The sequence below is a fragment of the Streptomyces sp. NPDC051136 genome, from assembly GCF_044455745.1.
Lineage (GTDB): Bacteria > Actinomycetota > Actinomycetes > Streptomycetales > Streptomycetaceae > Streptomyces.
The window spans coordinates 410,131-429,513 of the sequence record NZ_JBITFE010000001.1 but is presented as its reverse complement, the minus strand read 5'-3'; the positions used below and the strand labels follow the sequence as shown (position 1 = coordinate 429,513).

Below are 19,383 nucleotides of genomic sequence, written 5' to 3'. Positions count from 1 at the left end.
CGACGCGGTCCCGCGCCGGACGCGTCTGTTTATCCCTCCGCGAGGAGCGCGTAGGCGGTGGCGATGAACGGGTCCCGGGCGCGGAACCGCCGGGTGCACACCGCCGCCAGGGCGGTGTCCGTGTCCGGCCGGAAACCCAGGAACGCCTGCTGGCCCAGGGTGGCGCCGCTGTGGAAGTACATCGGTCCGCCGTCCGTGGGATGCCGGAACCAGCCCACCGTGTGCACGTGCCGGTGCCCCCGGCCCCGCCGCAGCACCGGCACCCGCACCGCCCGCAGCGCGCCGGCGGCCGGTGAACGGGCCGGGTCCAGGTGCGCCTCCAGGAAGGTGAGCAGGTCGAAGGGGGTGGAGCGGACGGCCCCCGCGGCCACGAAACCGCCCGCGTCGAAGGCGGGGACGGGGGTGCGGCCGTCCTTGCGGTGACCGACGGCGTCGGTCCCGGGGCCGTGGGCCCGCAGCGCCGTGCCGCTGAGCCCGAGTGCGCGCAGCACCTGCCCGCCGATCAGGTCCTCCCAGGGAGTGCCGGTGGTCGCGGCGATCGCGTGGCCGAGCACGGAGACGCCGTAGTTGGAGTAGTGCCAGCGGGTTCCGGGCCGGTGCCTGGGCGGGTGGCGCAGGAAGGTGTCGGTCAGCCGCTCGGCCGGGTAGCGGGCGTAGGGGTTGGTGCGCCAGGCGGGCAGGCCCCGGCGCACGAAGTCGGACGGCAGGGCGGGCAGTCCCGAGGTGTGGGTGATCAGGTGGGCGAGCGTCACGGGGTGCGGGCCGGCCGGCCTGCCGGGATCCAGGCAGTCGGCGGCCGCCTCGCCGCCGGTGAGCACCCCGCGCCGGATCAGGCGGGTGAGCAGCAGCGCGGTGAACGTCTTGGACGCCGAGCCGATCTCGTAGCGCAGGGCCTCGCGGGGGACGTCGGGCGGCGGCGCGGTGCCGCCGCTGTGCAGGGTGCGCCGGCCCCGCCGGGAGACGGCGAAGACGACGTCGGGCGCGTCGGAGGTGTCCACGGCCTCGGCCAGCCGCCCGCGCAGCGCCGCGTCGTCGGCCGGCCCGGGCTCCGGCACGGCGTGCTCGTCGGAGTCGGGGACGCCCGGCCAGGGCGTACGACGGCCCGTCACGACGCGGAGTGCGCCAGCTCGGTGAGGGCGCGTGAGGTGGCCAGCAGGGAGGCGAAGGCAGCGACCAGGGTCGGGTGGTAGACCACGTCGAACACCGTGTCGGCGTCGCCCTCGGGCATGGTGCGTACGGCGGGCATGGCGCCGTCGGGCTGCTGCGCGGCGGCGAAGCCCCGCCAGGCGGCCTCGTCCAGGGTGGGCCGGGGCAGGCAGGCGTCCACGACGAGGAGTTCGCCGAGCAGATCCCAGCGTTCCAGGTCCAGCCAGTCGTCGATCCAGACCGGGAGCCAAACGGCCAGGTAGTCGGCGACGTCGGGCGGCAGCCCGCCGGGGTTCTCGCCCCAGTCGGTGAGGTGGAAGACGGTGTGCGTGATGTCGTACGCGGTGTGGCCCTCGACCGTCCACGGTTCGGGGGTGCCCGCCAGCCAGGTGGTGGCGGCGAGTTCGGCCTCGGGCGGCCGGGCGCTCAGGCCGAAGCGGCGCTGGAAGGCGGACAGACCGAGGCGCCGGGTGGGGGTCACCGGGAAGCGTGTCCAGCTGTCCAGCCGGTGGTTGAGGAGCGTGGCGGCCTCGATCTCGGGCTGGCTGTGGCCCAGCTCCTTGAACGGCAGGTAGACCTCGAAGGGGACGGGCGAGAACGGTTCGATGCGCTGGGCGCGCACCAGCATGCGGCCGCCGTCCAGGGTCTCGCGCCAGGTGTGGTCGAGCAGTTGGCGCGCGAGCTGGGCCTGCCGGGACCCGGCGACGCCCTCGCGGAAGAGCACCGTACAGATGAGGGCGAGTTCGCCGATCGGCTTGAAGCGTTCCAGGAAGCCGATCTCGGGGTGCACATCCGGTTCCAGGCGGAATCCGTCGCGGTGGGCCCACAGCCACTCCAGGGCACCGGCTCCGACGCGGTGGATCAGGCGGGTGTCCGTCATCCCGGCGCTCCTTGTCCGGCGTGCTGTCCTCGGCGGGGCGCGGTGCGCCGCACGTCCGGCGGGCGGGTCGTGGCCGCCGTGGTGAGGGCCGCCGCGAACGCCGCCATCAGGGTGGAGTGGTAGCAGTCGGCGAAGTCGTAGGGGTCCGGTGCCGGGTCGGGCCCGGCGGCGTCCTGGGCGGCGCCTTCCTCGGGGATCGCGCCGGAGCGGTCCTGGGCGGCGGCGACGCGCTGCCAGGCGTCCTCCAGGACGGCCGGCTCCGGCGGGTGCGGCAGGCTCGCGGCGACCGCGAGCAGCTCGCAGCTCAGGTCCCACATCCGGGCGTCCAGGCAGGTGTCGAGCCAGGGCGGCAGCCAGTGCAGCAGGTAGTCCGCGAGGCCGGGCGGCACGCCCCGTGCGGCGCGTCCCCAGTCGGTCAGGTGGAAGACGACGTGGGTGAGCGCGTATCCGGCCGCGCGTTCGAAGGTCCACGGCTCGGGCAGGCCGCCCAGCCAGGTGCGCTCCAGCGCCCGCGGCGCGTCCCCGTGCGGCGGGATGCCGCTGTGCCGCTCGGCCTCGAGCACGCCCAGGCGGCGGGTGGGGTACTGCTCGGTCAGCCGCCAGCCCCGGGTGCGGGCCACCACGGCGGCGGACGCCTCGTAGCCGGGGTGGCGCAGTCCGGCCGAGGCGAAGGCGGCGTACACCTCCAGCGGATAGGTGGCGAAGGGCTCCAGCGACTGCATGAGCGGGAAGAGTTCACCCCGGTGCGTCTGCTGCCAGGCGAAGTCGAGGAGTTCGCAGACGCGGGTGTGCAGCGGGTCCCGGGGCGGGGTGCACAGGGACACCGAGGCGCAGACCCGGGTCAGCTCGCCCAGGGGCTTCCACGTCCGGTTGACCTGCCCGTCGGCCGCCAGCGCGTCGTCACCGAGCGCGAAGCGGTCGCGGTGGGCCCACACCCAGTCCAGTGCGGCCTCCTCGACGTCCCGGACGCCTGCGCCCCGGACGCTCACAGCAGGACTCCGGCCGGCATCAGCCGCGCCGCCTCCAGTTGCAGGGCCACCCGCGGGTCGGAACCGCCCATGAGGCGTACGAAGTCCAGGCCGGCCTCCAGGCCGAGGGTGTCCGGCACCCCGTCAAGGAGCGTGAGCCAGCGTCCGGCTCCGGCCGCCTGCTGCCAGTCGCGGCGGCGCACCGCCCGGACGAAGCCGCGGGCGACGTCCACGGGCCGGCGGCGTGCCGCCCGGGTGACCGCGCACTCCTCGCCGGGCAGTGCGAGCGGGGCCAGGACGGCGAGCTGGTGGGTGAGGAACTGCCAGCCGGCGTCCTCCAGCCAGCGGGCGTCCGGCTCGGCGTCCGGCTCGTCGGCGAGGGGGCCGTTCAGGGGTTGTTCGACCCGGCGCAGGGCACGGGTCATGGCCCAGTGGCTCCACGCGACGGTGGGTGCCGCGTCGTCGCGCGGCGGATGGGCCGCCACGGCGTCCTTGAACACGGCGACTTGCCCGGGGTCGGGCGGAACGCCCAGCAGGACGCTGGGCAGCAGGGTGTCCGCGCCCAGGACGCGTACCGCCGCACGTGCGACGCCGTCACCGGCGCCGTCCCGGGTCAGGGTGCCGCCCGCTCGCACGTGGTCTCCGCTCCGAAGAGCGGAGACCACGTCTGAAGCGAGGTCCAGCACCGTTCCCTGCAGGAGGGCCGATGTGCTCGACTGCTCCATCTCATTCTCCCGTCGGTCCGTCAGCCCTTCTTCGGGCGCGGGGTCGGCGGCGAGAGCAGGAGGCTGGTGCCTCCGGACTGCAGGGCGAGCGCTGCGCACTCGCGACTGTCGCGGAAGACTCCGTCGGGCTCGGCGGGGTCGAGTACCGCGTCGATGTCGATGTTCTCGGTGCGGGTGACTTCCTTGAGCACCTTGTCCTTGGAAGGCATTTCACCATCTCCCTCTGGTAGCCAAATGGCCTTCACATCCAAGGGTGTCCGGTAAGTCCCAGAACATGCCTTTCTTCACAAAATTCTCTTAGGTCACTCATTCAACAACCGTGCGACGCAGGCGCCACACGTGGTCGTCGCGGAAACCCTCGGCGCCTTCGGGGGACATGCTGGGCCTGCGAGCGGTCCTGCGGGTCACCACGGTCCACTCGTCCCGCGGCAGGGCGAGTTCGGCGAGGACGCCGTCCAGGGTGGGGAAGACGGCGTCGAAGGGCGGTTCGGTCTGCCAGGAGGGCCAGCCCGCGTGCATGACGACCAGCAGGGTGCCGCCGGGCGCCACGGCCCGGGCCGCCGCGTGCAGCACGGACCGCTGGTCGAGGGCGACCGGGGACTGCAGGTAGTGGGCGCTCACCAGGTCGAAGGAGCCCCGAGGGAACGAGGGGCCCAGCTCGTGGCGTTCCCAGGCGACGCGGTCGCCGACCCCGGCGTCCGCGGCGTGCCCGGCCGCGCGCGCGAGGGCGGTGGCGGAGATGTCCGCGCCGGTGACCCGCCAGCCGCGCGAGGCCAGCCACACGGCGTCCGCCCCTTCGCCGCAGCCGAGGTCCAGCGCGGTTCCTGGGGCGAGGGCGCCCGCCTCCTGGACGAGCAGCTCGTTGGGGCGCCCGCTCCAGACGCGGCCGGTGTCGCGGTAGCGGGCCTCCCAGAACTCCTCGGCGGCAGCCGGCGCGGGGGTGTCGGACATGGTGGGTTCCTCCTGGTGCGGGACGGTCGCCTGCTCGGCCGGGCGCGCGACGGGCACGCGCTCCGTGTGCAGGCTGCCCCGGTGCACCGGGAGGCGCCAAAGATGTTTGCCGATCCGGCAAGTGCGGCACCGGCGGCCGATCCGGCAAGTGCGGCACCGGCGGCCGATCCGGCAAGTGCGGCGCCGGCGGCCGGCCCGTCAGCCCGTCAGCGCTTCCGACCGGCCGTCGGGGCCGTCCCCGCGCAGCCACCCCGTCCGCCGCGGGAAGGGGTCCTCGACGCCTGCCTCGTCCAGCGCCTCCTTGACCCGGCGGCGCAGCTCGCGCGTGACGCCCCACTGCTGCTGCGGCACCGTCTTGGCGGCGAGGCGCACCAGCACCCCGTCGGCGTCCACGGACTGCACGCCCCAGACCACAGGTTCCTCCAGCAGGACGTCGGCGAAGTCGGGCTCCTCGCGCAGGGCGCGGCCGGTGTCCTCGAGGATCCGGTAGACGGTGTCCAGGTCGGCGTCGTGGGCCACGGCGACGTCCAGGACGGCGCGGGCCCACTCCTGGCTGTCGTTGCGCACCCGGAGGATCTCACCGTTGCGGATGTGCCACAGACCGCCGTTGAGGTCGCGCACATGGGTCAGGCGCAGCCCGACGTGCTCCACCTCGCCGACGGCCTCGCCGAGGTCCACGGAGTCACCGACGCCGTACTGGTCCTCGACCATGATGAGCAGCCCGGAGAGGTAGTCCGCGACCAGGCTCTGGGCACCGAACCCGATGGCCAGGCCGACGACTCCGGCACTGGCCAGCAGCGGGCCGAGGGCGATGCCGACCTGGTCGAGCACCATGGCCACGCCGATCATGAAGAGCACGATGGTCACGGCGCTGCTGAGCACCGACCCGATGGTGCGGGCCCGCTGTTCGCGGCGCTGCCGGGCCCGGGACCGGTCGCGGTGCAGGACGGCGGCGCCGCGGGCCGGCCTGCGGGGGCGGCCGCGTTCGGCCTCGCCCGCCGAGGGTTCCAGGACCCGCTGGACGACCCGGGTGATGGCCCGTTTGGCCACCGCGCGCAGTACGAGCAGGACCACGACGATCAGCGCGATGCGCAGCGGGATCCCGATCAGCGCCGTGGTGTGGTCGCCGATCCAGTCCGGCCACGAGGCCGCCAGCTGCGGGTTCGTGACCGGTCCGGCGGCCGGGGAGGTGTACGACATGGACTCGGCTGCTCCGTTCCTCTGGACGATCTGTCTGCCGTCGCAGCCGCCTACCCGTCCGCCGTCCGAACATGACGACCGGCGCGCATCGGGACGGCCGCCGCCCTTCGCCCGACTTGCCCTTTATGCCGGACGGTCGCGTCATCTTCACCCCGGCGGGCCCATCGTCCGCGTCCGCCGGGGCACCCGCGGGGAGTCGTCCACAGCGGAGGGGGCCTGCGGCGTGGTTGTCGTTGCCGTCCTGCTACTGCCCGGACTGGGGCTGTTGCTGTTCACCATGACGTACCTGGAGGACCGGCTGTTGCGTGATCCGGCCCCGCCCCGGCACGCACGGCGGGGACATCTGCGTCTGCTCCCGGGCGGGCGGGGCCACCACTCCCGCCCGCGACCGGAGCCGGCCGGGGCCCACGCGTCCGAACGGGACGCCGCCTGACCCGCCCCGGCCGCCGCCCGGAACCCCCTGTCCCCACCCCGCCGAGCGGGCGTCCGGCCCGCCGGGCGATGCTGTTCCGGAAGGGACACACGCGGCGCGGGTGAGGAGAGCGGATGGACGCCGGGGAACAGCACGACGGGGACGACGAGTTCGTCCGGTTCTGGCAGGAGCGCCGGGTGTGCTTCCTGTCGACGCCGCGGGCCGACGGGACCCCGCACCTGGTCCCCGTCGGGGTGACGTACGACCACGCGACCCGTACGGCGCGGGTCATCACGGGCCGGGACACCACGAAGGCACGCAACGTGCGGCGGGCCGCCGGGGCGGTCGTCGCCGTGGGTCAGGTGGACGGCAGGCGCTGGTCCACCCTGGAGGGCGTCGCGTCCGTGCGGGAGGACGCCGGGTCCGTCCGCGACGCGGAGGCCCGGTACGCCGCCCGTTACCGGCAGCCCCGGGTGAACCCGGAGCGGGTCGTCATCGAGATCGCCGTACGGCGCTTCCTCGGCACGGTACGGCCGCCGGAGGCCTGAGACCCCCGGCCGGGCGGGTCACTCCCGCCCGGCACCGGCCCGGCGCCCCGGCCGCCCGGGCCACCAGGCGGGGGCGCCGATGTCGCGGGCGAGCGCGGGAACCAGCAGCGAGCGCACCACCAGTGTGTCCAGCAGGACGCCGAAGGCCACGATGAAGGCGATCTGCACCAGGAAGGCGAGCGGGATCACCCCGAGCGCGGCGAAGGTGGCGGCGAGGACGACGCCCGCCGAGGTGATCACTCCGCCGGTGGCCGTCAGACCGCGCAGGATGCCCTCGCGCACCCCGTGGTGCAGCGTTTCCTGCCGTACCCGGGACATCAGGAAGATGTTGTAGTCCACGCCGAGGGCGACCAGGAAGACGAACCCGTACAGCGGGACGGAGGCGTCCGTGCCGCTGAAGCCGAACACGTGGGTGAAGACCAGCGCCGAGACGCCCAGGGTGGCCAGGAAGTTCAGCGCCACCGTCGCCACCAGCAGCACCGGCATCAGCAGCGAGCGCAGGAGGGCGATCAGGATGACCAGGATGATGGCGAGGACCACGGGCACGATGAGCGTGCGGTCGTGCTCGGCGGTGCGCTGGGTGTCGTACTGCTGGGCGGTGTAGCCGCCGACCAGGGCGTCCGCGCCGGGCACGTCGTGGACGGCCGACCTGAGGCGGGCCACCGCGTCCTTGGCCGCGTCGCTGTCGGCCGGCGCCTGGAGTGTCGCGTCGATCCGCACCCGCCCGTCGACCACCTTGGGGTCGCCGCCGCCGGGGCGGCCGGACGCGGTCACCGGGGCGGCCGAGGCGACGCCGCGGGTGTCCCGGGCGGCCGCGAGGACGGGGTCGAGGCGGTCGGCGTCGGCGATGATCACGGCCGGGTTGCCGGAGCCGCCCGGGAAGTGCCGGGCCAGGGTCTGCTGCGCGGTGACCGAGGGGGTGTCGTTCACGAAGATCTCGTCCAGGGGCACGCCCTTGGAGGTGAGGGTCGGCGCGAAGGCGGCGCAGGCGACCAGCGCGGCCAGGCAGATCGCCCAGATGCGGCGCGGGGCCCGGTCCACCAGCGCGGCGACGCGGTGCCACAGCGGGTGTCCGCCGGCCGCATCCGGGTCACCGGCCGGTGCGGGCTTCGCGGGCCAGTACGCGGCCCGGCCGAGCAGCACCAGGACGGCGGGCAGGAAGGTGAGCGTGCTCAGTACGGCACAGACGATGCCGATGGCGCCGACGGGCCCGAGCGCGCGGTTGTTGGTCAGGTCGCTCAGCAGCAGCGCCAGCAGGGCGAGGGCGACGGTCGCCGCGCTGGCCACGACGGCGCTCCAGGAGGCCCGCAGGGCGGCGCGCACGGCGGTGAAGCGGTCGGGGTGCCGGGCCAGTTCCTCGCGGAAGCGGGCGGTGAGCAGCAGGGCGTAGTCGGTGGCGGCGCCGATGACGAGGATGGAGAGGATGCCCTGGACCTGCCCGTCGACCCGTACGACGTCGCGCTGGGCGAGCGCGTAGACGATCGCGCAGGCGAGGCCGAGGGCGAAGACGGCGCCCAGGATGATGACCAGGGGCAGCAGGACGCTGCGGTAGACGAGCAACAGGATCACCAGCACGGTGATCAGTGCGACGCCGAGCAGCAGTCCGTCGATGCCGGAGAAGGCGTCGGAGAGGTCCGCCTGGGAGGCCGCGGGGCCGGCCAGTTGCGCCCGCGTGCCGGGCACCTGTCCGGCGGCGTCCTCGACCTGCGCCAGGACGTCGGGCAGGGCGTCGCCGAGGTCGGGCTCGACCTGCACGACGGCCTGGAGCGCCTCGCCGTCCTCGGAGGGCAGCGCGGGCGACGCCTGCCCGACGACGCCCGGTTCGCCCCGCAGGGCGGCGAGGGACCGGGTGGCCTCGGCCCGGTGAGCGGTGACGGAGCCGCCGCCGTCGGCGGTCCACACGACGATGACCGGGAGCGTCTCGTCCTGCTGGAACGCCTTCTGGGCGTCGACGACCCGGGTGGACTCGGCACTGCGCGGCAGGAACGCGGCCCGGTCGTTGGTGGCGACCTCGCCGAGCTTCCCGGCGTAGGGCCCGAGGGCCCCGCCGATGCCGAGCCAGACCAGGAGCAGGAGGGCCGGGACGAGCCAGCGGGCCCGTCGGGAGGGGGTGGACATCGGTGTGGGGTCTCCAGGTCTCCAGCGGCGCGGAAAGTGACTCGATCATAAACAATCTCAATGATCGAGTTACCTGAGATCGTCGTGACACACCGACGTGTTCCCCCGGAGCCGCCCCGGACGCGGTACGGGCGGCGGATTCAGCCCTCGTCCGTGCGCACCAGGCGCAGTTCCTCGTTCATCGCCGTCAGGAAGCGGATCACGACGGCCATTTCGTCGTCGTCGAAGCGGGATCGGGTCGCGGCGGCGGCCTCGGCCAGCGGCATGAAGTACCTGCGGGCCGTCTCCCGGGCCTCGGGCACGTAGTGCAGGTGCACGACGCGGCGGTCCGCGTTCTCCCGCACCCGCCGCACGTGCCCCGCGCGCTCCAGACGGTCCACGCAGGCCGTCACCGCTCCCGAGGTCAGCCCCAGGTGCTCGCGCAGCCGCCCCGGCGTCATCGGCTCGCGCGCGTCCAGGATGGCGGCCAGCGCCTGGACGTCGGTGGCGTGCAGTCCGTGGCGGCCGGCGAACGCGTGCACGAGACGGTTGATCTCGCCGTTCATCCGCCTCAGCCGGGCGGCCAGGACGTGCAGGTCGCTCGCCTCGGTGCCGGGTCCGGCTCCGGGCCCCCGCTCGTGCGCGTGCTGTCCGCGCTGGTTCGCTGTCGCCACGCGATCAGCGTATAGAAGGGTCGACCTGGGCCGGGACGCGTCCGCCGCGGGCCGTCGGGGGGAAGGGTGCATGTGACCGACTGTCCCGCGAGCGACGGAGCGCCATGAGCCAGGCAGACGAAGGACCCGACCGGACGAGCGACGAGGGCGGCGGAGCGGGCCTGCGCTGTCTGGTCACCGGCGCGACGGGATACATCGGGGGCCGCCTCGTGCCCGAGCTGCTCGACGCCGGGTACCGGGTGCGGTGCCTGGCCCGCTCCCCGGACAAGCTGCGCGACCATCCGTGGGCGGGGAAGGCGGAGGTGGTGCGCGGGGACGTCACCGACGCGGACTCGGTGGCCGGGGCGATGGAGGGCGTCGACGTCGCCTACTACCTGGTGCACGCGCTCGGCAGCGGCGACGACTTCGAGGCGACCGACCGGCGGGCGGCGCGCGTCTTCGCCGAGCGGGCCGAGGCGGCGGGCGTGCGGCGCATCGTCTACCTGGGCGGTCTGACGCCGCCCGGTGTGCCGGAAGGCGAACTCTCCCCGCACCTGCGCTCCCGCGCCGAGGTCGGCCGCATCCTGCTGGCCTCCCGGGTGCCCACGACCGTGCTGCGCGCGGCGATCGTCATCGGCTCCGGTTCGGCCTCCTTCGAGATGCTGCGCTACCTCACCGAGCGGCTGCCGGTGATGGTCACGCCCAGCTGGGTCCACACCCGCATCCAGCCGGTCGCCGTCCGGGACGTGCTGCGGGCCCTCGTCGGCAGCGCGACCATGCCGGCCGAGGTGTCCCGGGCCTTCGACGTCGGCGGTCCCGACGTCCTGACCTACCGGGACATGATGTTCCGTTACGCCGAGGTCGCCGAGCTGCGCCGGCGCCTGATCCTGCCGGTGCCGATGCTGTCCCCCGGCCTGTCCAGCCACTGGGTCGGCCTGGTCACGCCGGTCCCGGCGGGCATCGCACGGCCGCTCACCGAGTCGCTGCGGCACGAGGTGGTGTGCCGCGAGAACGACATCGTGCGGTACGTGCCGCCCCCGCCGGGGTATCCGCTGGGCTTCGACGACGCGCTGCGGCTGGCCCTGCAACGGGTGCGGGACGCCAGGGTGACCACCCGCTGGTCGTCCGCGTCCGTGCCGGGGGCGCCCAGCGACCCCCTGCCCACCGACCCGGACTGGGCCGGCGGCAGCCTCTACACCGACCACCGCACGCTGACGGTCGACGCGCCGCCCGACGCGTTGTGGCGGGTCATCGAGGGCATCGGCGGCGACAACGGCTGGTACTCCTTTCCGCTGGCCTGGGCGGTACGGGGCCGGCTCGACCGGCTGGTCGGCGGGGTCGGCCTGCGCCGGGGGCGCCGGGACGCCGCGCGGCTGCGGGTCGGCGACTCGCTCGACTTCTGGCGGGTGGAGGAGATCGTCCCCGGCCGGCTGCTGCGCCTGCGTGCCGAGATGCGGCTGCCGGGCCTGGCCTGGCTGGAGATGTACGCGGAGACCGACGACGCCGGACGGACCCGGTACCGCCAGCGGGCGCTGTTCCATCCCCACGGGCTGGCGGGCCACGCGTACTGGTGGAGCGTGTGGCCCTTCCACTCCGTGGTCTTCGGCGGCATGGCCCGCAACATCGCCCGCGCCGCCGTCCGCGCGTCCCGACCTTCGCACCCGGCGTCCGAGAACCCCGGCGCGTGAGGGCGGGTACGCCGGATCGCCCGGCCCCGCGGGGACACGGCTCCGTCCGGCGCGTACGCCGTATGCAGCCACCCCCGCCGTCGGCGCCTCGCAGCACCGGGCGACGACGGCGGCCGGAGACCCCGTACCGGCGGCTCCTTCCATCGGGGCGGTGATCACGGCCCTGTACGGTCCCCCGGCCGGCTCCGGGCCGGCCGGCGTGGACGGCGGGGACGGTCTTTTCCGGTCGTCCGCGTCGTTCCCGGTGCCGGGGCGGCGGCTCCCGCGCGTCCCCGGCCGAGGCACCCCCCGGTCCGGTACCGTCGCCCGCCCGACACCCCTGCGAGGAGCGCCATGACCACGTCGGTCGTCCTGTTCACCCGCGATCTGCGGCTGCACGACCATCCGCCGCTGCGGGCGGCCCTGGACCGCTCCGCAGCCGTGGTGCCGCTGTTCGTCCGTGACCGGGCCGTGGACGCCGCCGGATTCGCCGCGCCCAACCGGCTCGCCCTCCTCGCCGACTGCCTGCGGGACCTGGACGCGGGCCTGCGCGACCGGGGCGGGCGGCTGGTCGTGCGTTCCGGGGACCTCGTCGCGCAGGTGTGCGCGGTGGCCGGGGAGGCGGAGGCCGACGAGGTGCACATGGCGGCCGACGTCAGCGCGCACGCGCACCGGCGCGAGGAACTCCTGCGGTCCGCGCTGGAGGCGCGGGGCTGCCGGCTGCACGTGCACGACGCCGTGACGACCGTGCTGGCGCCGGGGGCCGTCACCCCGGCGTCCTCCGATCACTTCGCGGTCTTCACGCCGTACTTCCGGCGTTGGTGCGACCACCGGGTCCGCGAACCGCTGGCCGCCCCGCGCGGGGTCCGTGTCCCGGACGGGGTCGGTTCGGAACCGCTGCCCGGCCGCGGGGCGCCGGCGGAGCTGTCGCCCGGGCTGGCGGCCGGCGGGGAGCGGGAGGCCAGGAAACGGATGACGGCCTGGCTGCGCGACGGAGTCTCCGGTTACGCGGACCACCACGACGACCTGGCGGGCGACGCGACCTCCCGGCTCTCCCCCGACCTGCACTTCGGCGCGCTCTCCCCCGTCGAGCTGGTGCACCGGGCGCGCGGTGTGGACGGCCCCGGCCCCGAGGCCTTCGTACGGCAGCTGGCCTGGCGGGACTTCCACCATCAGGTGCTGGCCGCCCGCCCGCACTCCTCGACCGCCGACTACCGCACCCGGCACGACCGCTGGCGCACCGGTGCCGCCGCCGAGGCGGACGCCGCCGCGTGGCGGGAGGGGCGCACGGGCTACCCGATCGTGGACGCCGCGATGCGCCAGCTGCGGCACGAGGGCTGGATGCACAACCGGGGCCGCCTGCTCGTCGCGAGCTTCCTCACCAAGACGCTGTACGTGGACTGGCGGGTCGGCGCCCGGCACTTCCTGCGCCTGCTGGCCGACGGCGACGTGGCCAACAACCAGATGAACTGGCAGTGGGCCGCGGGCACCGGCACCGACACCCGGCCGCACCGTGTCCTCAACCCCACCACCCAGGCACGGCGGTTCGACCCCGACGGGACCTACGTCCGGCGCTGGGTGCCCGAGCTGGCGGGACTGGAGGGCCGCTCCGTGCACGAGCCGTGGCGGCTGCCGGCGAAAGAGCGGTCCGCGTACGACGCCTACCCGGACCCGATCGTCGACCTCGCCGAAGGCCTGGACCGCTTCAAGCGGGCCCGGGGACGCGACTGACCCCCGGGCCCGCCGGGAACGGTGGAGCGCCGGGCCCGTTGAGGACGGCGGTCAGTCGGGGCTGCCGGGGCGGGACGTGTGGTCCGGGTGGTTCCGCGTACGGCGGGCCTCCTTCAGCTCCGCCTCGAACAGGTGGTCGCGTCCCTGGGCGAGACGCGCCACCGCCTCCCGCTCCAGGTCCCGGAACGCCTGGTAGTACGTCCGGTCGTACGCCTCGACGATCTGGAACGTCCAGTGGCCCGGGATGACGTTGCGGCCGACGATCTCCGTGCGGACGCGCTCCGCCCAGTCCTCGTGACCGGCGGCGCGCAGCAGCTCCACCGCGCGGTCGAGTTCGAGGTCCGCCGAGCCGGTGAACTGGTGGAAGGCGAACAGGTGGCCGCGGGCGCACTCGGTCGTCTCCAGCGCCTTGGACAGCGACCCGAGGGCTTCGACCGTCGCGTCGCTGACCCCCTCGGGGCGCCGGTGCGCCTCGTCAGCCATGGTTCTCCAAGGGGTCGTGGCCCCAGTTCATGAGCGAGTACCGCCACCGGGTGTCCTCGACGTCGCCCGACGGGCGCTGGGCGAGGTGCCGGCGCACGTAGCCGACGACCTTGCGCATGTGCTCGTAGTCGTCGTCGGACAGATCGCCCTTCTTCTTCCGCTGGATCTCGGCGATCCTGCGGCCGGACGCGTGCCCGACGGACTCGCCCCCGTCCTTGTGGTGCCCGGCGTCCCGCGACTCGTCACTGTCCAGCCACTTCTCCAGCTCCGCCGGTGTCATGTTCACCAGCTCCTGGAAGGCTTCCCGGGTCTCGTCCCGCTCGTCGCCGTCCATGGCCCCTCACTTCTTCTTCAGCGCGGACGGCTTGTGCACCGCCGACCTGCCCGACTTGTCACTGCGCACCTCGTACTGCGGGTCGTCCGAGGAGGCGTCCACGGTGCGGCCGGACGCCTCGGTACGCTCGGTGATCTTCTTCTCCACCTCGCCCTCGGTGCGGGATCCGTGGCTGCTCCAGGTGACCTTGTCGCCCTTCTTCAGGTGCTCGCCGTCGTCGCGGTTCTTCGCCATCGTGGTGCTCCTTCGCCTGCGCGCCCCTCGGCTTACCGGACACCCTGGGTTCCCAGCCGGGGGCCTCCCACTCGGGCCGGGCCGGATTCGCCGCCGAACTATCCTGGTCGCGGCCCCGGCGCCACCCGTTCGGCCCGCGTCCACGCCCTCCACGCCGCCGTCGTTCCAGGAGCAGCCCGTTGAACACCAGCACAGCGACCCCGGACAGCTACTACGAGCGGATCGACGAGCACCGTTACAAGCCCACCCCGCACGCGGGCGGCGCGTGGAGCCCGGACGAGCAGCACTTCAGTCCGCTCGGGGGGCTGGTCGTCCACGCCGTGGACCGCCATCTCGCGGGCCGGGCCGGTGCGGACATGTCACTGAGCCGGATCAGCTTCGACATCCTGGGCCGCCCGGCGCTGGACGAGTGCGAGATACGGGTGGAGACCGTCCGGCCGGGACGCACCATCGAACTGGTCGAGGCGACGGTGCTGATCGCCGACCGGTCAGTGGCGCGGGCCAGGGCGTGGCTTCTGGCGGACGGGGACACGAGCGGCGTCGCGGGGGGCGGCGCCGACCGGCTCACCGCTCCGGACACGCTGGCCCCTTGGCCGATGGCGGCCCAGTGGCCCGGCGGCTACATCGCCTCCCTGGACGTCCGCCCGCTCTCCCCGCCCCGGCCCGGCCGCACCACCGCCTGGGTCTCCACCGCCCTCGATCTGGTCGCCGGGGAGAGCGCGAGCCCGCTGGCCTCCTACGTCGCGCTGGTCGACACGGCCAACGGCATCGCGGTACGGCAGTCGCCACGGGAGTGGATGTTCCCCAACGTGGATCTGACCCTGCACCTGCACCGCGCGCCGCGCGGCCGCTGGACCGGTCTGGACACCACCGTCGTCTTCGGGCCCACCGGCCAGGGCATCACCAGCACCGTGCTGCACGACGTGGACGGCCCCGTGGGCCACGCCCAGCAGCTGCTGACCGTCCGTCCGCAGCCCTGAGCGGCCCGCGCCGGCCGGCCCGAACGGCCCGTCAGCCAGGCGACAGGACCACCGGCCCGAAGGGCCCGTCAGCCAGGCGTCAGGACCAGCCGTCCCCGCACCTCCCCGGCCTCCAGCCTGCGGTGCGCCTCGGCCGTGTCCGACAACGGCAGGCGGTCGGCGATGTGCGGGCGCCACGGCGTGTCCCCGAGCACCATGGCGACGCCCCGGGCCGCGTCGGCGAGGTCGGCGGTCGTGGCGTTGCTGATGGCGAAGCCCACGATGCTCGCGTCCCGGGTGTAGAGCCGGCCGAGCGGCAGCTCGACGGCTCCCCGGCCGAGCCCGACCATCGCGACCAGCCGCCCGCCGTGGGCCAGCAGGTCCACGGCGTCGGCCAGCTCCCCGTGCCCGGACGTGTCCAGGTGCACGTCGAAGCCGTCGGGAGCCGCCCGGCGCAGTTGCCCGCCGAGATCCGGAGCCCGGTAGTCGAGGACCTCGGCCGCGCCCAGGCGCCGCACCTCGGCTGCGTCCTCGGGCCGGGCCGTGGCGACGACGCGCGCGCCGGCGCGGGCGGCGAGGGCGACGGCGGCACCGCCCACGTTCCCGGCGCCGCCCCCGACGTACACGGTCTCCCCCGCCCGCAGCCGGCCGTGCCGGAACAGCGCCAGCCAGGCGGAGGCCGCCGGGTGCGCGGCGGCCACCAGGTCGTCGGCGGCGACGCCGGGCGGGACGGGGTAGAGCCGGTCGGCGGCGACCGCCGCGTACTCGGCGAAGGAGCCCTGCCGTCCCGCGTGGCCCAGGCTGTTGCACCACACCGGCTGTCCGGCGGAGAAACCCGCCGTGCCCGGTCCGGCCGCCGCGACCTCGCCCACCAGGTCGCGGCCGACGACGAAGGGAAGCGGCAGCGGGGTGGCGTACGCCCCGGACCGCACGAAGGTGTCCACCGGGTCGGCCGCGACGGCGCCGACTCTCACCAGGACGTCCGTGGGCCCGATCGGCGGCACGGGGAGTTCGCCGTACCTGATCGTTTCGGCCGGTCCGACGGCGTCGATGTACGCCGCCCGCATGGTGTCGGAGACTGTGCCGTTCATGAGGGCATGCTACGAACGGCCGGCCGCGACCGGCGACCGCGCCGGGTGAGTCCCCAGGGCTTGAGCAGCGAGAGCACCGTCATGAAGACGTAGGCGGACAGCGAGACGACCGGCCCGAAGAGCACGTCGCCCGCGTCGGGCAGCGGTGCGCCGGCGGCCACGGCGGCGAACGCCGAGTTCACCCCCGGGCGCAGTGCGAAGAAGGTGGCGAGGGCCGTGCCCAGGGTCAGCCAGAACTTCGTGTACACCCACCGGTACCGGGCCAGTCCCCACGGCGTACCCAGGGCCAGCACCAGGCCACTGGTCAGGGTGAGCAGGGCGAGGGGCAGCAGCAGCCAGTCGGCGAACAGCTTCATGCCGCGGACACCGGCCGCCACCGTCTCCGGGGCATCGGTGGTCGCGGCGGTGACGCCGAGGGCCAGCAGTCCGAGCGTGAGCCCGAGCCAGGCGGCGGAAGCGACGACGTGGACGACGAGGGCGGCCCTGCGGGCGGGGCGGGTGAGTTTCACGCCCCTCACGCTGCCGCTCCCCCGCCGTCAGGGCGTCCCGCGAGGGGAGTAACCCGCCCTACCGGCCCGGGCGTACGCGGCGGCCGTCACCGTGCCCCGATCGGAGCAGGCCGCGGACACCCGCGCTGCGAGGGGCACTCACGCGCCGTAGCCTGAGCCTGTCTCCAGGAAACACCGCTAGGAGGTCCCATGCGTCTGCCCATCGCACTCCGGCACGTCGCCCCGCGACTTGCCACCGGGGCCTTCATCCTCAACTCCGGCCTGGCCAAGCGCGGTGGGGACGAGCAGACCGCCGCGATGATGCACGGCATGGCGAAGAACGCCTATCCGTTCCTCGGCAGACTCCAGCCGGCGACGTTCCTCCGGCTGTTGTCCGCGGGTGAGATCACGCTCGGCACGGCGCTGCTCCTGCCGGTCGTACCGACGGCTCTGGCCGGCATCGGCCTGACCGCCTTCTCGGCCGGACTGGTGGGCCTGTACCTGCGCACCCCCGGGATGCGCGAGGAGGGCAGCCTGCGTCCGACCCAGGACGGCATCGCCCTGGCCAAGGACACCTGGATGCTCGGCATCGGGGTCGGGTTCGTCGTCGACGGGGTCACGAGCAGGTCGCGCTAGCGACACCGGAAGGCCGGCGGAGCCACGCCTCGGGGGTCACCGGCTCGTGGCCGGGCCCGTGTTCCAGGGCACCGTCGCCCGGCACCAGTCCTGCTCGGTGAGGGCCAGCATGGCTCCGACGGTGTCCGCGTCGGGCAGCGGCCCGTGGTCCCCCACGACCTTCAGCGCGGAGGCGGCGGTGATGTGGCCGAGGCGCAGGGCCCGGGTCAGGTCCGTCCCGCCGCACAGCCCGGCGAGGAATCCGGCGGCGAACGCGTCCCCCGCGCCCACCGGCTCCACCACCTCGGTGGCCAGGGCGGGCACCGTGCACACCGCCCGCTCGGTGAACGCGGTGGCTCCCCGCCCGCCGTCCTTGACGACGAGGACACGCGGGCCGCTCAGCAGGCGGCGCACGTCCGCTGCGGTCAGGTGCTCGCCCCACAGTTCCTGGGCCTCGTCCAGGCCGACGAAGACGATGTCGGCGCGGTCGGCCAGGTCCCGCAGCACCGAGGGGGCGGTGTCCGGCGGCCACAGCGCGGGGCGGTGGTTGACGTCGAAGCTGACCGCGTGGGCGCGTCGCGCCGGCGGGGTGTGCAGCGCCCGTTCCACCAGGGCACGGCAGGCCGGGGAGAGCGCGGGGGTCACCCCGGTCAGGTGAAGGAGGGCGGCCGTGCCGAACCGTTCGTCGTCCAGGACGCCGGGACCGAGGGCCGAGGCCGCCGAACCCCGGCGGTAGTAGTGCACGCGCGTCCCGGCGGCGCCCGGGTCCTTCAGGAGCAGGCCGGTCGGCCGGTCCGGGTCGGTGCGCACACCGGAGACGTCCACGCCCGCCCGTGCGACGGCAGCCCGCACGCGCCGGCCGAGCGCGTCGTCCCCGACCGCCGAGAGCCAGGAGACGGGCAGGCCGAGGTCCGCGAGGTACATGGCCACGTTCGACTCGGCGCCGGCCACCGACAGGCGCAGGGAGTCGGCCGAGTCGAGCGCGTGCGGCGGGGGCGGGGCCAGGGCCGCCATGGTCTCCCCGAGACACACCACGGGCCCCCGCGCCGGCCGCCAGAAGGCCGCGTCCGCCGCGGCGGGGGCGTCGTCGTCCGTGCACGTGCGCAGGACGGCCTCCCGCATGCGTACGGCGGCGTCCGGCTTGCGTGCCGGGGTGTCCGGCGTGCGTACGGCGGCGTCCGGCGTCTGTGCGGAGGCGTCCGGCGCGTGTGCGGGGGCCGGCGCGCTCACGGGGGCCGGCGTGCTCGCGGGGACCGGTGTGTGTGCGGGGGCGCGGGTGCCGTCGTGCCCCTCGGCGGCGGCGGGCGGCGTGCCGGTCACGGCCGGGCCTCACGGACGGCGGCGCGGAAGGCGCGGGCGCGGGCGCGGAGGGCGTCGAGGCTGCCTCCGTCGGCGGCGTCCCCGATCAGCGGGGACCCGACCCCGACCGCGGTGGCGCCGGCCGCCAGGTGGGCGCGGGCGGCCGCCTCGTCGACGCCGCCGACGGGCACCAGCACCTCGTGCGGGAAGGGTCCGCGCAGGGCCTTGACGTAGGCGGGTCCACCGGCCTGGGCCGCCGGGAAGATCTTCAGCGCGGCGGCGCCGAGGGTGCGCGCGGTGATGACGTCGGTGGGGGTCATGACGCCGGCCAGAACGGGCACGCCGCGCTCGCGGGCCGCCACGACGCCCTCCCCCAGGCCCGGGGTGACCGCGAAGTCGGCGCCGGCGCGGTGGGCGGCCACGGCGTCGTCGGCGGTGAGCACCGTGCCGGCGCCCAGGGGCCGGTCCGGCCCGAGGGCCGCTCTGGCCCGCTCGATGACCAGGAGGGCGTCCTTGCCGGTCAGCGACACCTCGATGAGTTCCACGCCCTCGTCGGCCAGGGTCAGCACGGTGTGCAGCGCGGCGTCGGCGTCGTTCCCGCGCACGATGGCGACGAGACGGTGGGCGGCGAGGGCGGCTCGCAGGTCCACGGGCGAGGCTCCTTCTCCGGGAGGTCCCGGTGTTGCGGATCGGTCGGCGCGCAGCGGCACCCGGCGGCCAGCGTAGGACGCCGGCTCGGCGACGTCGCAGGCCGGGGACCCGGAGGCGTCGGCGAGGCGGCGTGGTAACGCGGTGCCGGCACCGGGCCGCCCGCGGCCCTCCACCCTTCCGACCACCAAGTCCGGATTACGCGTTTTGCCGCATTCGTCATGGTGACCCGGACGGAGGACATCCACGTGCGA

Annotated in this window: 22 protein-coding genes; 6 read left to right on the top strand and 16 right to left on the bottom strand. The window is 74.9% G+C overall.

Going from position 1 to position 19,383, the window contains the following annotated elements; genetic code table 11:
• Positions 1–29 precede the first annotated feature (29 nt).
• The 7 genes from ACIBCJ_RS01805 to ACIBCJ_RS01775 all read right to left on the bottom strand — a co-directional run bounded on the left by ACIBCJ_RS01805 (position 30) and on the right by ACIBCJ_RS01775 (position 5,870).
• Positions 30–1,109, bottom strand: coding sequence for a serine hydrolase domain-containing protein (locus tag ACIBCJ_RS01805; RefSeq protein WP_365978780.1), 1,080 nt, complete (start codon positions 1,107–1,109; stop codon positions 30–32).
• Positions 1,106–2,026 carry a DUF6895 family protein gene (locus ACIBCJ_RS01800; RefSeq protein WP_365978781.1) on the bottom strand — a complete coding sequence of 307 codons (921 nt, stop codon included), beginning with the start codon at positions 2,024–2,026 and terminating at the stop codon, positions 1,106–1,108. Before ACIBCJ_RS01800 ends, ACIBCJ_RS01805 begins: the two co-directional genes overlap by 4 nt.
• Complete coding sequence (locus ACIBCJ_RS01795) at positions 2,023–3,015, bottom strand: DUF6895 family protein (RefSeq protein ID WP_362511271.1); 993 nt, start codon at positions 3,013–3,015, stop codon at positions 2,023–2,025. Before ACIBCJ_RS01795 ends, ACIBCJ_RS01800 begins: the two co-directional genes overlap by 4 nt.
• Positions 3,012–3,719: a hypothetical protein gene (locus tag ACIBCJ_RS01790; RefSeq protein WP_365978782.1), complete on the bottom strand. Its 708-nt coding sequence runs from the start codon at positions 3,717–3,719 to the stop codon at positions 3,012–3,014. The genes ACIBCJ_RS01795 and ACIBCJ_RS01790 overlap by 4 nt, the downstream gene beginning before the upstream one ends.
• Positions 3,720–3,739: 20 nt before the next feature.
• On the bottom strand, positions 3,740–3,928 hold the full coding sequence (locus tag ACIBCJ_RS01785) for a hypothetical protein (protein ID WP_133884991.1): 189 nt from the start codon (positions 3,926–3,928) through the stop codon (positions 3,740–3,742).
• A 97-nt stretch (positions 3,929–4,025) separates the two neighbouring features.
• Entirely contained in the window at positions 4,026–4,670 is a 645-nt protein-coding gene (locus tag ACIBCJ_RS01780) for a class I SAM-dependent methyltransferase (RefSeq protein WP_362511347.1), read from the bottom strand.
• Positions 4,671–4,868: 198 nt separating this feature from the next.
• Positions 4,869–5,870, bottom strand: a complete 1,002-nt coding sequence (locus tag ACIBCJ_RS01775; RefSeq protein WP_365978783.1) for a mechanosensitive ion channel family protein — start codon at positions 5,868–5,870, stop codon at positions 4,869–4,871.
• 223 nt (positions 5,871–6,093) lie between these two features.
• Here ACIBCJ_RS01775 and ACIBCJ_RS01770 point away from each other — a divergent pair, with 223 nt between their 5' ends.
• Both ACIBCJ_RS01770 and ACIBCJ_RS01765 read left to right on the top strand, forming a co-directional pair.
• The gene (locus ACIBCJ_RS01770) at positions 6,094–6,303 is read left to right on the top strand and encodes a hypothetical protein (RefSeq protein WP_362091982.1); all 210 of its coding nucleotides are present in this window, start codon (positions 6,094–6,096) and stop codon (positions 6,301–6,303) included.
• A gap of 113 nt (positions 6,304–6,416) precedes the next feature.
• Positions 6,417–6,830 carry a TIGR03618 family F420-dependent PPOX class oxidoreductase gene (locus tag ACIBCJ_RS01765; protein WP_362091979.1) on the top strand — a complete coding sequence of 138 codons (414 nt, stop codon included), beginning with the start codon at positions 6,417–6,419 and terminating at the stop codon, positions 6,828–6,830.
• 18 nt (positions 6,831–6,848) lie between these two features.
• On the opposite strand, the gene ACIBCJ_RS01760 is transcribed toward ACIBCJ_RS01765, so the two are convergent.
• The gene (locus ACIBCJ_RS01760; protein ID WP_365978784.1) at positions 6,849–8,948 is read right to left on the bottom strand and encodes an MMPL family transporter; all 2,100 of its coding nucleotides are present in this window, start codon (positions 8,946–8,948) and stop codon (positions 6,849–6,851) included.
• A gap of 140 nt (positions 8,949–9,088) precedes the next feature.
• Positions 9,089–9,601, bottom strand: coding sequence for a MarR family transcriptional regulator (locus ACIBCJ_RS01755; RefSeq protein ID WP_362091973.1), 513 nt, complete (start codon positions 9,599–9,601; stop codon positions 9,089–9,091).
• A 104-nt stretch (positions 9,602–9,705) separates the two neighbouring features.
• Between ACIBCJ_RS01755 and ACIBCJ_RS01750 the strand changes: the two genes are divergently transcribed.
• A complete protein-coding gene (locus tag ACIBCJ_RS01750) occupies positions 9,706–11,268 on the top strand; it encodes an SDR family oxidoreductase (RefSeq protein WP_365978785.1) in 1,563 nt (520 codons plus the stop codon).
• Between the two features lie 333 nt (positions 11,269–11,601).
• Positions 11,602–12,978: a deoxyribodipyrimidine photo-lyase gene (locus ACIBCJ_RS01745; protein ID WP_365978786.1), complete on the top strand. Its 1,377-nt coding sequence runs from the start codon at positions 11,602–11,604 to the stop codon at positions 12,976–12,978.
• Positions 12,979–13,029: 51 nt separating this feature from the next.
• Here ACIBCJ_RS01745 and ACIBCJ_RS01740 read toward each other — a convergent pair whose 3' ends face one another.
• The 3 genes from ACIBCJ_RS01740 to ACIBCJ_RS01730 are packed head-to-tail and all read right to left on the bottom strand — an operon-like array spanning position 13,030 to position 14,029.
• Positions 13,030–13,461, bottom strand: coding sequence for a hypothetical protein (locus ACIBCJ_RS01740; RefSeq protein WP_365978787.1), 432 nt, complete (start codon positions 13,459–13,461; stop codon positions 13,030–13,032).
• Positions 13,454–13,795, bottom strand: a complete 342-nt coding sequence (locus ACIBCJ_RS01735; protein WP_362091961.1) for a DUF3140 domain-containing protein — start codon at positions 13,793–13,795, stop codon at positions 13,454–13,456. Before ACIBCJ_RS01735 ends, ACIBCJ_RS01740 begins: the two co-directional genes overlap by 8 nt.
• A 6-nt stretch (positions 13,796–13,801) precedes the next feature.
• On the bottom strand, positions 13,802–14,029 hold the full coding sequence (locus tag ACIBCJ_RS01730) for a DUF2945 domain-containing protein (protein WP_362091958.1): 228 nt from the start codon (positions 14,027–14,029) through the stop codon (positions 13,802–13,804).
• A 179-nt stretch (positions 14,030–14,208) separates the two neighbouring features.
• Here ACIBCJ_RS01730 and ACIBCJ_RS01725 point away from each other — a divergent pair, with 179 nt between their 5' ends.
• Complete coding sequence (locus tag ACIBCJ_RS01725) at positions 14,209–15,009, top strand: thioesterase family protein (RefSeq protein WP_365978788.1); 801 nt, start codon at positions 14,209–14,211, stop codon at positions 15,007–15,009.
• A 68-nt stretch (positions 15,010–15,077) separates the two neighbouring features.
• Here the strand turns inward: ACIBCJ_RS01725 and ACIBCJ_RS01720 are convergent, their stop codons facing one another.
• Both ACIBCJ_RS01720 and ACIBCJ_RS01715 read right to left on the bottom strand, forming a co-directional pair.
• The gene (locus ACIBCJ_RS01720) at positions 15,078–16,079 is read right to left on the bottom strand and encodes an NADPH:quinone reductase (RefSeq protein WP_365978789.1); all 1,002 of its coding nucleotides are present in this window, start codon (positions 16,077–16,079) and stop codon (positions 15,078–15,080) included.
• Positions 16,076–16,588, bottom strand: a complete 513-nt coding sequence (locus ACIBCJ_RS01715; RefSeq protein WP_362091949.1) for a DUF2269 domain-containing protein — start codon at positions 16,586–16,588, stop codon at positions 16,076–16,078. The genes ACIBCJ_RS01720 and ACIBCJ_RS01715 overlap by 4 nt, the downstream gene beginning before the upstream one ends.
• A gap of 189 nt (positions 16,589–16,777) precedes the next feature.
• On the opposite strand from ACIBCJ_RS01715, the gene ACIBCJ_RS01710 reads away from it, so the two are divergent.
• On the top strand, positions 16,778–17,203 hold the full coding sequence (locus tag ACIBCJ_RS01710) for a hypothetical protein (RefSeq protein ID WP_362091946.1): 426 nt from the start codon (positions 16,778–16,780) through the stop codon (positions 17,201–17,203).
• Between the two features lie 36 nt (positions 17,204–17,239).
• On the opposite strand, the gene ACIBCJ_RS01705 is transcribed toward ACIBCJ_RS01710, so the two are convergent.
• Both ACIBCJ_RS01705 and ACIBCJ_RS01700 read right to left on the bottom strand, forming a co-directional pair.
• A complete protein-coding gene (locus ACIBCJ_RS01705; protein WP_393523839.1) occupies positions 17,240–18,196 on the bottom strand; it encodes a sugar kinase in 957 nt (318 codons plus the stop codon).
• A 302-nt stretch (positions 18,197–18,498) separates the two neighbouring features.
• Positions 18,499–19,131, bottom strand: a complete 633-nt coding sequence (locus tag ACIBCJ_RS01700) for a bifunctional 4-hydroxy-2-oxoglutarate aldolase/2-dehydro-3-deoxy-phosphogluconate aldolase (protein WP_365978791.1) — start codon at positions 19,129–19,131, stop codon at positions 18,499–18,501.
• Positions 19,132–19,383: the final 252 nt, after the last annotated feature.